General features: G+C 58.6%; 9 protein-coding genes. 3 read left to right on the top strand and 6 right to left on the bottom strand.

The features are described 5' to 3' along the window. Nucleotides 1-83: 83 nt before the first annotated feature. Entirely contained in the window at nucleotides 84-1,436 is a 1,353-nt protein-coding gene (gene pabB, locus ACJO3M_RS05810) for an aminodeoxychorismate synthase component I (protein WP_407000429.1), read from the top strand. A gap of 108 nt (nucleotides 1,437-1,544) precedes the next feature. Here pabB and thrH read toward each other — a convergent pair whose 3' ends face one another. Then, nucleotides 1,545-2,159, bottom strand: coding sequence for a bifunctional phosphoserine phosphatase/homoserine phosphotransferase ThrH (gene thrH, locus ACJO3M_RS05805; RefSeq protein ID WP_407000428.1), 615 nt, complete (start codon nucleotides 2,157-2,159; stop codon nucleotides 1,545-1,547). Between the two features lie 200 nt (nucleotides 2,160-2,359). Here thrH and ACJO3M_RS05800 point away from each other — a divergent pair, with 200 nt between their 5' ends. After that, nucleotides 2,360-3,088, top strand: a complete 729-nt coding sequence (locus ACJO3M_RS05800; protein ID WP_407000427.1) for a phosphoadenylyl-sulfate reductase — start codon at nucleotides 2,360-2,362, stop codon at nucleotides 3,086-3,088. Here the strand turns inward: ACJO3M_RS05800 and cysB are convergent. Next, a complete protein-coding gene (gene cysB / locus ACJO3M_RS05795; RefSeq protein ID WP_406985184.1) occupies nucleotides 3,082-4,059 on the bottom strand; it encodes an HTH-type transcriptional regulator CysB in 978 nt (325 codons plus the stop codon). The two genes, ACJO3M_RS05800 and cysB, sit on opposite strands and share 7 nt — an antisense overlap. A gap of 260 nt (nucleotides 4,060-4,319) precedes the next feature. On the opposite strand from cysB, the gene ACJO3M_RS05790 reads away from it, so the two are divergent. Next, the gene (locus ACJO3M_RS05790; protein WP_407000426.1) at nucleotides 4,320-7,043 is read left to right on the top strand and encodes a winged helix-turn-helix domain-containing protein; all 2,724 of its coding nucleotides are present in this window, start codon (nucleotides 4,320-4,322) and stop codon (nucleotides 7,041-7,043) included. A 257-nt stretch (nucleotides 7,044-7,300) separates the two neighbouring features. Here the strand turns inward: ACJO3M_RS05790 and dinG are convergent, their stop codons facing one another. The 4 genes from dinG to ACJO3M_RS05770 form a co-directional block, all read right to left on the bottom strand. Continuing rightward, on the bottom strand, nucleotides 7,301-9,493 hold the full coding sequence (dinG, locus tag ACJO3M_RS05785; protein WP_407000425.1) for an ATP-dependent DNA helicase DinG: 2,193 nt from the start codon (nucleotides 9,491-9,493) through the stop codon (nucleotides 7,301-7,303). After that, nucleotides 9,493-10,248 (bottom strand): general secretion pathway protein GspB, encoded by a 756-nt coding sequence (locus ACJO3M_RS05780; RefSeq protein ID WP_407000424.1) that lies wholly within the window; start codon nucleotides 10,246-10,248, stop codon nucleotides 9,493-9,495. The genes dinG and ACJO3M_RS05780 overlap by 1 nt, the downstream gene beginning before the upstream one ends. Next, on the bottom strand, nucleotides 10,248-11,963 hold the full coding sequence (locus tag ACJO3M_RS05775) for an AAA family ATPase (RefSeq protein ID WP_407000423.1): 1,716 nt from the start codon (nucleotides 11,961-11,963) through the stop codon (nucleotides 10,248-10,250). Before ACJO3M_RS05775 ends, ACJO3M_RS05780 begins: the two co-directional genes overlap by 1 nt. Before the next feature lie 113 nt (nucleotides 11,964-12,076). After that, nucleotides 12,077-13,564 carry a DUF3336 domain-containing protein gene (locus tag ACJO3M_RS05770; protein ID WP_407000913.1) on the bottom strand — a complete coding sequence of 496 codons (1,488 nt, stop codon included), beginning with the start codon at nucleotides 13,562-13,564 and terminating at the stop codon, nucleotides 12,077-12,079. Nucleotides 13,565-13,566 lie beyond the last annotated feature (2 nt).

Below are 13,566 nucleotides of genomic sequence, written 5' to 3'. Positions count from 1 at the left end.
TATTAGATCAGCGGGAGTTCGGAACCGACAACGCCCGTTTTGTGGGCTGATTATCATTCTTCTACATTTGTTATGGGGTTAGTTTGAACCTGCCTGTTTCCAGACCCATTACCAGCGAAGAGTACAGCCACCTATTGGGCCATGCCTGCGAGGAACCCGACTTCGCTTATATCGGGAGCGTTGGATCCGGCGAGCCTCGGGGCGTCATCTGTGGGTTTTCCGCCTGCGCCTACCGCTCCCTGGAGATCAGCCCGGGCCGGTCCGCAGCGGCCGATCTCCGCAAGCTCGCCGGGCAAATGGAGGAAGCATCCCGGCACTATGCCACGCCCAGGAATGAAGCCGGGGAACACCTGACAGGCGGCTGGATTGGTTTCCTGGGGTATGAACTGGGCTACGTAAAAGAGAAACGCCTGATTGACCAATGCCCCGGCGTTGATGTTCCGCTCATGCATGCCGGCCTGTACCTGTGGTCTGCCAGCCATAACAGGGCAAGCGACAGCTACTATTTGTGGATCCACCCTGAATGCCCGGGAAACATCCGAAAAAGACTCCAGGAATGGCTGACAGGCGACCCAGCCTCACCGGATAAGAAGTGGCGTATGCCTACTCCGTTTACGCCGACCCAATCCCGGGACGAATTCGTAGCAAGCGTAGCAGCGGTTCGCCAGTACATTGAGGCCGGCGACTGTTACCAGGCCAACCTCTCCCAGGAGTTCAAGGGTCGCTATTCCGGCAATTCATGGCAGGCCTTCCGCGCGCTTTCAGACGCCAACCCCACGCCGTACAGTGCGTTCATCCGGACTGGCAGGCATTCAATACTCTCGATTTCTCCAGAACGCTTTTTGGACATCCGGGGAAAGACCGTTCACACCAGTCCGATCAAGGGCACCCGCCCGCGCGGTGCAACCCCCGAACAGGACGCGGCCCTGGCGGACGAGTTACGTGCCTCGGAAAAGGATCGTGCAGAAAACCTGATGATCGTGGATCTACTCCGGAACGACCTCGGTGTCAGCGCAGTGACCGGAACCGTGGCGGTAGATCAGTTATTCGCCCTTGAGTCCTACCGCAATGTTCATCACCTCGTTAGCCATATCCATGCCACACTCAAGGAGCATGTCTCACCGATAAAAGCACTTCTGGATGCCTTCCCCGGCGGCTCCATAACCGGAGCGCCCAAGATACGGGCCATGGAAATCATCCGGGAGCTGGAACCCCACTGGCGCGGCCCCTATTGCGGATCGGTGTTTTACTGGGGTTTAAACGGTGTATTGGATAGCAATATCGCGATCAGGACCCTGCTTTGTGATGACGAAGGGACCATACGATGCTGGGGAGGTGGAGGGATCGTTGCCGACTCCGATCCGCAGGCGGAGTATGAGGAGACGCTGACCAAAGTCCGGCCGCTTATGGAGTTTCTTGAGAAACTGGTGTTGTGAGTCAGATTCCGAAGTCGGGTTACGCTTTGCTAACCCGACCTACGGCGGTTCTCATGTAGGTCGGATTAGCCGCAGGCGTAATCCGACACAACAATCCACCCCAAAAACTCAGGCGCTGTGAACCGCACTGGCCTTGAGGAACTCCTGCCTGAGATCGTCAAACGTGTGAACCGCCGGGAACTGTGGGAACTCGTCAATGACGTTCTGCGGGGCGTGGAACAGGATGCCGGCTTCCGCCTGGCTCAGCATGGTGGTGTCGTTGTAGGAATCCCCGGCTGCGATAACCCGGTAGTTCAGCAGCTGGAATGCCCTGACCGACTGGCGTTTGGGATCGCGCTGGCGCAGCAGGTAATTGGTGATCTGACCGTTTTCCGCCACTTCCAGCTTGTGACAAAGCAGCGCCGGGAAGCCCAGCTTGGCCATCAGCGGCATGGCAAATTCGTAGAACGTATCGGACAGGATGACCACCTGGAAGCGCTCACGCAGCCAGTCCAGAAACTCACTGGCGCCGGGCAGCGGGTCCAGTTCACTGATCACTTCCTGAATCTGGGGCAGACCATAACCGTGCTCGTCCAGCAGCCGCAGGCGCTGCTTCATCAATACGTCATAATCAGGGATATCGCGGGTGGTGGCCCTCAGTTCCTCAATGCCGGTTTTTTCCGCAAACGCGATCCAGATTTCCGGGATCAGTACTCCTTCGAGGTCAAGGCACGCGAGTTCCACAGTGGTCTCCTGATTGTCATAGTCAGTGTTTCCGGCGGCCAGCCTGGACGCTCGGGTTTCAATGGGCCCGTATGATAAGAAAATCCGCCGCCGAATGCATCGTGCTTCTTGCCCGCTATAAGGATATACGACCACATTCCTTTAGCCCGGCGCGCCTTAATGGTAGATTTATCACACATTTATGAAGGACTAAGCTTTTCATGACAGACATTGGCGCGTTACAGCAGGAACTCGCAGGCCAGAGCCCCCGGGCCATTCTGAAAGCGGCCCTGGCGAAGTTCGATAATATTGCCATCTCCTTCAGTGGGGCCGAAGACGTGGCCCTGATTGAAATGGCCCACAAGCTCACGGATAACCTTCAGGTGTTCACCCTGGATACCGGTCGCCTGCATCCCGAAACCTATGAGTTCGTGGAACGGGTGCGCAAGCATTACGGCATTAACATTGAGGTGATGTTCCCGGATTCGCAGGAAGTAGAGGATCTGGTCACCCGCAAGGGTATGTTCAGTTTCTACGAGGATGGCCACTCCGAATGCTGTGGCATTCGTAAGGTCAACCCGCTCCGCCGCAAGCTGGCCACCGTCGACGCCTGGATTACCGGACAGCGCAAGGACCAGAGCCCGGGCACCCGCAACGATGTGCCGGTGGTGCAGATAGACGAGGCCTTCTCCACGGACGAACGGCAACTGGTGAAGTTCAATCCGCTGGCGGACTGGACATCAAAGGAAGTGTGGGACTACATCCGCATGACGGAAGCCCCATACAACAAGCTGCACGACAGAGGCTTCGTCAGTATCGGCTGTGAGCCCTGCACCCGGCCTGTACTGCCAGGCCAGCACGAACGTGAAGGCCGCTGGTGGTGGGAAGAGGCCACACAGAAAGAATGTGGCCTGCACGCAGGGAATCTGATCGCCAAAGACGGTCAGTAAGTCGGCAGCTCGACATCCCGGAACAGCTCTTCGATTTCCGATCGGCTGCCCTGATGCGCAACCGCCTCATCCACCCTCTCCTGGGTGAGATGGGGTGCGAAGCGCTGGATAAACTCGTACATGTAACCGCGCAGGAAGGTGCCCTTACGGAAACCGATGCGGGTGACGCTGGGCCGGAACAGCTTGCGCGCGTCCAGGGCAACCAGATCGGTATCAACCTTCTCGTCAAATGCCATGCTGGCTATGATGCCTACACCCAACCCCAGGCGGACATACGTCTTGATGACATCGGCATCGGCGGCGGTAAAGACCACCTTTGGCGTTAATCCCTGGGACTGGAACGCTTCATCCAGCTTGGAGCGACCGGTAAAGCCAAAGACATAGGTGACCAGCGGGTACTGCGCCAGCTCCGGCAAGGTTAACTCGGATAGTTTGGCCAGTGGGTGGTTCCTGGGCACGATCACGCTGCGATTCCACTTGTAGCAAGGCATCATGATCAGGTCATTGAACAGCTCCATGGCTTCGGTGGCGATGGCGAAATCCACCGCGCCGTTGGCCGCCATCTCCGAAATCTGCATCGGGGTTCCCTGGTGCATATGCAGAGACACGTCCGGATAGGCCTCGATAAAGCCACTGATAACCGGAGGCAGCGCGTACCGGGCCTGGGTGTGGGTAGTGGCAATACTGAGATCGCCCTTGCGCTGGTTGCTGAACTCCTGGGCAATCTTTTTGATGCCCTCTACCCTGCGAAGTATTTCCCCCGCTTCACGGATAATGATTTCCCCGCCCGGGGTGATCCGCGTCAGGTGTTTACCGCTGCGGGCGAACACCTCGAGACCAAGCTCATCCTCCAGCAGTCGAATCTGTTTGGAAATACCCGGCTGCGAGGTAAAAAGACTCTGGGCGGTGGCAGATACATTGAGATCATGGTGCGCGACTTCCCAGATATAGCGCAACTGTTGTAATTTCATCGACCCTGTTGCTCCCTGAATTCCCGGAAAACTCGGGCTGCGTTACCGCTGTGCTTCAGCCCACACTGATAAAACACAGAATACGCATAAAAATTTCATTTTTCATTCTTTTTTGGTATACACAATACCTTCCCACTCAGTTTAGACCAAAAACCGAATAACGCTGCATTCCTAATGCCCTTTTGCAGCCAGCACCCTTGACTTCAGTGTGACAAAGCACACAATCCGAAATCGATACTTCAAGTGCATTCAGGGATACGATGCTGCTGACCACCAAGTTCCTCAGACCCACCTCCGACCCCCGCGCCGTCAGTCGGGAACGGCTGTGCAGTCTGTTGCAACCCGGCTTCCAGAAACGGCTCAACCTTGTGGTTGCGCCGGCCGGGTTTGGTAAAACAACATTGGTGAGCCAGTGGTGCACGCAGTTGGGCACGTCGACCGCCTGGCTCTCCCTCGATGAACATGATGACGAACCCCGGCGCTTCTGGCAGTACATGGCTGGCGCGTTTGAGCACAGCGGGCTGGCAGGTATGGACCTCTGCCGGCAACATCTCAGCCACTGCTCCCTGCAGGAGCTGGAGGGGCCCATCACCAGTCTCATCAATGCCCTCGCCGCAGATGGCGCCCAGTGGTCGCTGGTGCTGGACGATTTCCACTTCATCCGGAATACCGATATCCAGCGCCAGTTCTCCTATTTTGTGGACTACCTGCCGCCGGGGGTCACGGTAACGCTCGCGTCACGCACGGAGCCTCCCCTGCCCCTGTCCCGTTGGCGAGTCCGGGCGTGGATCGAAGACATTCACCCCGGTTTGCTGGCGTTCTCCGAGGAGGAATGCCAGCGTTTTTTCCGGGAAACCATGGGGCTGGACGTCTCTGAGCAGGAAGTCCGGAAAATCTGCCGGAAAACCGAGGGCTGGGTAGCCGCCATGCAGTTGTCGGCACTCTCCGGGTTCAACAGGTCCACTCGTGAATCCTCGGCTCCGCCTATTACCGTCGATGTCGATGAGCGTCGCATCAATGACTATGTCCTGAGCGAGGTGCTGGAACAGCAGCCCGGGGATATTCGCGACTTTCTGATCAGTACGGCCTGTTGCCCCAAGCTCTGTTCAGCGCTGTGTGATTCGGTACGGGGGGCATCGAACAGTCAGTCTCTGCTCGAACAACTGCTGCGGCAAAACCTGTTCCTGATCCCCCTGGACACGCGCAACCACTGGTTCCGGTACCATGACCTGTTCCGGGACGCGTTGCTGCAGCGGGCATGGGCGCATGACCCGGACATGGCCGAGCAGCATTGGCAGCGGGCAGTGACGTGGTTGCTCAACCATGATCACGTGCAGGAAGGCATTGCCCAGATCGTTCGCCAACAGGACTGGGCCTGGCTGGCACGGGTTCTCGCGGAGCACGGCAATAACCTGATTCACGGCGGCTATCACCTCCCCGTTCTCAACTGGCTGGACTCACTACCGACCGACGTGGTGGATGACAGCCCGCAACTGCAAATGTTGCGGATCTGGGCCCTGTTCTTTGCCAACCGCGTGGAGATGCTTGAGCCGCTGCTTTCGAACCTCGAGGATATTCTGGATAAACGGGTGGCCGACTCCCACCCGGATGCCGAGGGCGCCCTGGGCCTGCAAAGCGAAATATCCCTGATCCGCTCCTACCTTGCGCGTACCAGAAACGATGACAAGAGCGCCAGTGATCTGACACGTCAGGTACTCAGGGATATCGACCATACCCGCATCCCCCTCAAGTCCGTCACCTACTACGGTGTCGGCCTGGACCACTACGGCAAGGGAGACCTGCCTTCCGCCAAAGAGGCGCTTCGTTCCGCGGTCCGCTATGGAGAACTGGAACGCAAACCCAGCACCGTGCTCTCCAGTGGCGGCCTGCTGGCCTGGATTCAGTACAATCGCGGCGATATCGATGACGCCCTGGAAACCTGTACTTCAGTTCGGCGCTGGGTGGACCAGCAGTATACCGATCCGGCTCAACCCAGACTGATTTCCTGCTGGCAGAACAGCGCGCTGACGGAAATATACCGCGAACGTAACGAACCGGAACTGGCGGCCTCTCACCTTGCGCCGCTGCTTGACCATGTCACTAACGGTACCGAACCCGGGCAACACGTTGTTATTCAGTACGTGCGGGGCCATCTCGCCTTCAGCGAGGGCCGTTACCAGGAAGCCATCGAATCCCTCGAGGACGCCGCCACGGTCGCCCGGCGGCGGCGCGATCATATCCTGTTCGAGCCTCCTGCCTGTTCCGCATTGCTTGCCCGGTGTTACCTGGCAGCCGGCCAGCTTCAGCGGGCACAACAGTGGGCCCAATCCGTCACCGATGAGCATTTTTCCAACCCCCTGAACCGGGAGCAGAACCAGATCAGTACGGCCAGGGTCCTGGTGGCTGCGGCCCGCCCGGCGGAGGCCATGTCGATACTTGCGCCGTTACGTCTCAGTGCTGAAAAAGATCAGCATTTCCGACACCTGGTGGAGATCCTGACGGTTTACGGAGAGGCCCTGCATGTCGAGGGGAAAACCTCAGAGGCCAGCCAGATGTTGGCTCAGGCGGTGCAGAAGGCCGCGGATGCCGGATTTATGCGATTGTTCGCTGAGGAAAGTCCCACTGTACGGGAGCTGTTGATGGAGTTGCCCGCCCTGCGAGCGTCTTCCGGCTGGAACAGCCGTTTGCTGGCGATGCTTCGCGGTATCAGCAGCCCGCCAGCGGGCCAGGAATACGCCCCGGGCAGGGATAACGTCGAGACAATGACCGCTTCTGGCGAGATCCTTGCGGAACCCCTGAGCCAGCGGGAACAGGAAGTGCTGACACTGATCAACGAGGGACTGGCCAACAAGGATATCGCCAACCGCATGAACGTTGCCCCTGCGACCGTCAAGGCACACATCCGTAACCTTTACGGCAAACTTGGGGTCAGCCGCCGGACCGAAGCCCTGGCCAGGGCCCGGGAACTCGCCTTACTGGATTGACCCGGATGGGCGGTTCGCTTTTGTGATGCGGATCACATTATTGGCGAACTATTGCGCCCCACTACGCCCTTTGGACGATCCGTCTAAGCCCCTTCTTCTTCTATGATTCATTTCACGGTGAGGCGCGCCCTCACCAGGAATTCTGAAACTTCAGGCCTTCAGATTCCTTGTTCCGCGTTGTTTTCGACGCCCGGGTTCGATTCAGAACCCCTTTTGACAAGAGCCATTCCCAACCGGGATGGCTCTTTTTTTATCGCTCACTGTTCGATAATACGGCGAAAAGGCGGCAAGGCATCCAGTAGTAGCTGTCCATAGCGGCGAGAGACAATCCGCCGGTCAAGAATGGTGACCCGACCGGTATCCTGCTCGGTCCTCAGCAACCGCCCGACAGCCTGGACCAGTTTGATGGAAGCATCCGGAACGGTTATTTCCATAAACGGGTTTCCGCCCCGCTGGGACACCCATTCCGCCAGACTCGCCTCGATCGGATCGTCCGGTACGGAAAATGGCAGGCGGGTGATGATCACGTGGCCGAGGTATTTTCCGGGTAAATCGATGCCTTCAGCAAAACTGGCCACCCCGAACAGCACGCTGGGGCGCCCTTCGTCCACACGGCTGCAATGCTGGCGTAATACTTCGCCCTTTGCCATATCGTCCTGGGTAATGATCAGGTCCGGATACTCCGGCGCCAGGGCGTCGCGAACGAGCTGCATCTGGCGGCGGGCGGTGAACAGTACGAGCGTGGCCTTTTCGCCCACCCAAAGATCCGGCAGGCGTGACACCAGGGCATCGGTAAAGGCGTCATCGGTTGGCATCGCCGTCATGGCAGGTACCTCTACCGTGGCCATTTCGGCGTAGCGGAAGGAACTGGGAACCACCAGGAAGCGGCTGGCTTCCGGCAACCCCGCCCGCGCCTGCAAACGGTCAAAACGCCCAAGCGCCGTCAATGTGGCGCTGGTCAGCACAGCGCCATAAGCACGGGACCAGAGCCTGGAATACAGCAGGTTGTCGGCCAGCACCGGACTGCTGTACAGGGTAATGTCCTCGGCATGGTCCCAGCGCTGGCGAATGGCCCAGCGAGCCGCGGGCGGGCTTTTTGCCTTCGGTTTTACCTGAATCTCTTCCCCGTCGGCCTCATCGGCGTCAGCAGGCCTGGCCCCGGAGGTCTCACACCAGGCTGCCCACAGCCTTAGCTGATCCTCAGATCTGGCATGAAACGAACCAATGACCGGGTACCAGGATTCCGCCGTTTCCCGGTCCACATCGTGTTCCTTGCGCTCATCAAACGCTTTCTGGAGCTCATCCACCAGAACGCCCAGCTGTCGCACCAGGTTGGCGGTCGCAATTCTGGCATCGGCAGCCAGCGCCGCCAGGGCTTCCGGTAGCTCTCCGTCCGGGTATCGCCACTGTGCTGAACGACGTTCTTCACTGAATTCCCAGCCGGTATTCTGCTCCGCCTCGTTGTAGACGTCGGTCAGAGCCATATCAACCCCCCGCGACGCCTCACTGACCCGATCAATGGTTTTTGCGGCCAGGGTCGATGGCGCCAGGAACGGCTGCATTTTCCCCATAGCCTGGGACAGTTGTTTCAGCCACTGCCGCGTCGCGTTCAGCGGTACGGACGCGGCGAAATGGTTCAGCGCCTTGTCCGGGAGGTGATGGGCCTCGTCGAAAATGAACAGCGCGTTTTCCGGCTCCGGCAGAATCGCTCCTCCGCCAAGGGCCAGATCCGCCAGGACAAGGTCGTGGTTGGCCACCACAATGTCGGCGTCGTCTAGATCTTTACGGGCGTCAAAGAACGCACAGCTGTCAAAATAACTGCAGTGGCGGTTGGTACACTGCCGGTGATCAGTGGTGACCTGTCGCCAGATGTCATCGGGAATCTGATCGGGCCAGTGGTCACGGTCGCCGTCCCAGGTCCGGGAGCCATAGCTGGCCAGCATATCCTCGAAAAAGGCGCGGGTTCCCGGCTCCTCGTTGCCGGGTCCATCCAGCAGGAACAGCGGCATGGTATCGCTGTCGCCGTTACCCTCGTCATGGAGGCGGGCCTCAAGCCGGGACATGCAGAGATAGCGCCCGCGCCCCTTGGCCAGGGTCCAGCTGAAATCCTGCTTGCTGTGCTTCCTGAGATCCGGCAGGTCCTTGTGGACGATCTGGTCCTGCAGCGCCACGGTGGCCGTGGAAATCACCAGCGTCTTGCCCAGGGCTTTGGCGACAGGAATAGCCGCAATCAGGTACGCCAGGGTCTTGCCAGTACCGGTGCCCGCCTCCACAACGCAGGCCGACGGCGGCGACGTACGCTGGCCGTCGTTATCGGTGATATCGCCCATATAGCGGGCAATTTCCGCGATCATCAGCCGCTGGCCATACCGGGCCCGAATATCCTTTCCCGCCAGGACATCCCGGTAGGTCTGCTGAATCTGCTGTTTGGTTTCGTCGGTCAGGGCCATCAGCGCGGGCTCACCCAGTCGCGGACCACTCCCACCCGGAACTGGCGGCCATTCTTGCTCAGCACCACGCCCTCCTCGGTAATGCGGTCGACGCGAATGCCGGAAAAGCTGTCACCGGTCCTCATGTACTGGTTGTTGATCATTACCCGCCGCGCGGAAGGATCGGACGAGTAGATATGGCTGTTGAAAATCAAATCGGGAATACTCTTCTGAAATGGCAAAGGGAGTTCGACCAGGTGGGGCACACGCCCCATCGGTTCCTGTTCAGGCAGCGCCGGAACGCTGTTTGCCTCCGTCCGGTTGGGTACGATCACCGTTGGACGAAGGCGGGGCTCCGCCTCACCGCTTTCGGCGAGAGCGTCCATTGGCTCCTCTACGGCCTCACCGGCCGGTTCTGTCCTGGCCGTATCCGATTCCGGAGACGACGTCTGGTTCCCGTCCTGTTGTGGCTGAACCGGGGCCACCGGCTCCCTGGCTGCTGCTTCCGGCGCGGAGTCTGACACACCGGCGCGCTCTCCCACACTCTCACTCGCACTCTTCCCAGCGCTCTCATCGGTGGCGGGCGCGCCACCGGGCCAGAAAATCACCGCCAGCACGATAGCATTAATAATCAACGCGACAGCCACCCAGACGGCGGCTGGTACCGTTTTTTTGCGGGGCTTGTGGATCAACTGGACCTGCTGGCCCAGGTCCGGAATCTTTCCCTGGCGACGCTCGGTTTCGGATTTCCGGAGAGCATCCAGTATATAGGACATCAGTCATCCCTCCGTGCCAGATCCGTTGGCGACAATCTTGGTCCGGATTCGTTCAGGTCATTGTTTATCTGGATAACCGTCATGGCGCCTGCGATACCATCAACCGTCAGCCCCTTCTGCCGCTGGTACCAGCGTACCTGCTCGCGGGTTACCATGCGCTTGACCTGGTCGCTTTCCTGGCGCCCGTCGGCGTGCAGGTCTGCCAGCTCCATCATTCGGGAGCTGAGCCAGAGTTGCTCGGTATCACTGTCGGTGTTGTCCTCACTATCATCCATGTAAGGCGGTAGTTGCCATAACACCGTAAAGTCACCAAACCAGTAGGGCTCAATGGAGTCAAAGGCCACCACCCTGGAATTCCCGGCCATGGCCAGAGTAACCTGGTCGCCTTCAAGGTGCCGGATCGTCACATACCGGCGCTGGCCCTCATCGTTACGAAGTTCAAGGATGGCCGGCCGGTTCAGATCTTCAAGACTTCTGCGCGCGCCCTGCCGAGCCAGACAGTCCAGACCCCGGATACGTGCGTAGATGCAGGGGTCGGGGTTGTCCGCGGGCTTATACTCTTTTCCCCAAAGTTCAAACAGATCACGGAAAGCTCCAGCCCGGGACTGTGAGTGAGACTCGAACCCGAAATCCAGTGCCGGTTCAGTCTCGGACTCCGTTTCTGACGAACGCTCCGGTTGGACAGGCGCTGGCGGGGTTTCCTGCTCAATGCGCTCAACCCTTCCGCCGACGGGATCACTGGTATCGACATCCGCTTCTACAGGTGCCTGCTCCGTAGAATCATCGGCATCCACCTGCCAACGTTCGAAAAGCCAGGCGGTGCCAACAATCGCAACAAGAATGGACGCGGCCAGGGCGAGATACCGGGGCTTGTTGGTATCCGCCGTCATCGGGCGTGCTGTGGGAGAATGGCCGCCATTCACTTCTTTTGCCGCCGTGCGGATATGGGCGGCTGTGATCACGTGCTCGCCTTCGGCATAAGCGCCCAACAGAGCACGATCACTGATCAGATTGATCAGCCGGGGAATACCGTCACTGGCTTTGAACAGCTTCTTGATCGCCCCCGGGCTGAAAATGTCAGCCCGCAGACCTGCCACGCCAAGACGATACCTCAGATAACCGGGCAGTTCGTCACGCCCAAGGGCATCCAGGTGGTAGCGTGCGGTCACCCGCTGGTTGAGCTGGCGCAGCTCGGGCCGCGCCAGTAACTCCTGGAGCTCAGGCTGACCAAGCAACACAATCTGCAGCAGCTTTTTTTCAGCGGTTTCCAGGTTGGTAAGAAGGCGCAACTGCTCCAGTACATCGGCAGACAGGTTCTGCGCCTCATCAATCATCAACACTTTGTGCCGGCCTGCTGCGTGAGCTTTGAGCAGATCCGCGTTGATCAGGTCCACCAGTTTCTTGATGCTGGATCCCACCGGGTGGGGAATTTCCAGTTCATCGCAGATGGACGACAACAGCTCCCTCGCGGAAAGCCGTGGATTGAGAATCAGGGCAATGTCGACGTTGTCCGGTACGTTTTCGATAAAGCAGCGGCTTACCGTGGTTTTCCCGGTTCCTACCTCACCGGTAATCACAATAAAGCCACCCTGCCCCTGAATCCCGTACATGAGGTGGGCCAGCGCTTCTTTGTGACGCTCGCTCAGATACAGGTAGCGGGGGTCCGGAGCAATCGAAAACGGGGGTTCCCGAAAACCGAAGAAATCGTAATACATGAGAGTCCAGTCAGGTGCTCAGGCGGAGCTTGCAGAAGTCATTGGGGAGGATTTCCCCAACAGGCTTCCCGGCCATCGCGGTATCATACCGCCCGCCTCCGGGAGATGTCATCTCAGGAGGCACCGGAATCTGCATTGCTTACCAGTTTGAGCCCCGCGTTTACCCGTTTTTGCTGATGTTTCAGCCGCCGGATGCATCGCTCAAGGGTTTTGGAAATTCTCGCGTGGGAACGGATCATCGAGATTTTCGGCCAGGTTGCCCGCTCACCCGCCAGAATCATCTCCCGCACGTATTCCGGCTCCGGGTTCGCCAGCATGCGCCGGTAATCCCGCAAGCGGTAGGATGGTGCAATAGTCACATCACCGGAGTAACGCTGAGCCATGATGGTATAGAGCTGGCCGGATACCTGCCGCATGATCTCGGGACGAACCCGCTTGCGGAGATAATCAAACAGGCCCTGACCATGAAACTGAATCTCGGACTTGAGTAAATGCATCGGCAGATTCGCCAGACTGAGCTTTTCGTCCCGGCCGCGGCGATTCAGGAAAGGCACCACGTGGGGGTTGGTCTGGCTGACGATGGTGAAGTTCACGTCGTAAAGATGCATCAGACGTTCAATCGGCAGGTCACTGACCACCGAGCCATCCACGAATTTTAACCGGGACATGTACGGCAGCGAGTTGCCATGGATGTCTTTCTTCATCAGGGTTACCGGCGGGTAAATTCCCGGTACAGCGGCACTGGCCAGCGCGGCACTCCACACCAGAAGGTACGGTGAGGTATACCCACACAACAAGCGGGCCTTCTGATGGGCCTGTACCGGCGATACGCTGAAGTTGATCGAACGCCCCGTCCGCTGGAACGCCTCCTCGAACGTAGACTCGCCGATGTTTGCACGCAGGCAGGCCTTGAGCTGATCCTGGTCCATCAGCCCGTCACCCTGCATCGCACTGATCAGCCCGCGCCATTTCCAGGCTTTCAGATTGTGATTCTCCGGCACCAGCATTTCCGGGATTTCCGCATCGGTATGAACCCCCAGGATTCCGGCAATAATCGCTCCAATACTGGACCCCGCAATTACCTGAGGCAGCAGCCCCTTCTCCCACAACGCCTTGATCACGCCAAAATGGAACATACCCAACGTCGCGCCGCCGCTCAGCAACAGCGTCGGGCGGCCGTAGCTGGTCAGGGTATCCCGGAAGAACTGCAGCTTCTCCGCCACTGGGAACCCGGGCACCGGGTGATCACAGAGGAAATCCAGCGCTTCACAGACCTGGGTGATGTATTCCTCCACCAGGTGTTTGGTACCCACGCGGGAGCGGCTGTAAAGCGCAGCGTTACCCATGTTGCCGAGGTCATGGTGAAGACCTTCCCGCAACGCTCGCTTCAGACGTTCGAAATCGTTCTGTTGTCGATACTGGCGAAGGTTACTGAGCCGATCGTAGATCAGCTCATAGTGATAGAGGTCAGAAACAAAGTCTTCTTTCCACTCCACATTTCCCTCGAGGAAATCGAGTTCCAGGGCAGCGGCTTTCCAAACTTCATAATTGGGCGCCTCCGCCAGCATCTTTCGAAACTTGCGAATGCGATCATCGGTCATTG

Origin of the sequence: Marinobacter alkalisoli, assembly GCF_045449795.1 — a bacterium.
GTDB lineage: Bacteria > Pseudomonadota > Gammaproteobacteria > Pseudomonadales > Oleiphilaceae > Marinobacter.
The sequence above is the reverse complement of the archived record's forward strand: the minus strand, read 5'-3'. Positions and strand labels throughout refer to the sequence as shown.

What these genes read in the sequence shown, in the direction of transcription:
- ACJO3M_RS05800 (WP_407000427.1), top strand. Translation starts at nt 2,360, where the DNA reads ATGACAGACATTGGCGCGTTACAGCAGGAACTCGCAGGCCAGAGCCCC.
- ACJO3M_RS05780 (WP_407000424.1), bottom strand. Translation starts at nt 10,248, where the DNA reads ATGTCCTATATACTGGATGCTCTCCGGAAATCCGAAACCGAGCGTCGC.
- ACJO3M_RS05790 (WP_407000426.1), top strand. Translation starts at nt 4,320, where the DNA reads ATGCTGCTGACCACCAAGTTCCTCAGACCCACCTCCGACCCCCGCGCC.
- ACJO3M_RS05775 (WP_407000423.1), bottom strand. Translation starts at nt 11,963, where the DNA reads ATGTATTACGATTTCTTCGGTTTTCGGGAACCCCCGTTTTCGATTGCT.
- dinG (WP_407000425.1), bottom strand. Translation starts at nt 9,493, where the DNA reads ATGGCCCTGACCGACGAAACCAAACAGCAGATTCAGCAGACCTACCGG.
- cysB (WP_406985184.1), bottom strand. Translation starts at nt 4,059, where the DNA reads ATGAAATTACAACAGTTGCGCTATATCTGGGAAGTCGCGCACCATGAT.
- ACJO3M_RS05770 (WP_407000913.1), bottom strand. Translation starts at nt 13,564, where the DNA reads ATGACCGATGATCGCATTCGCAAGTTTCGAAAGATGCTGGCGGAGGCG.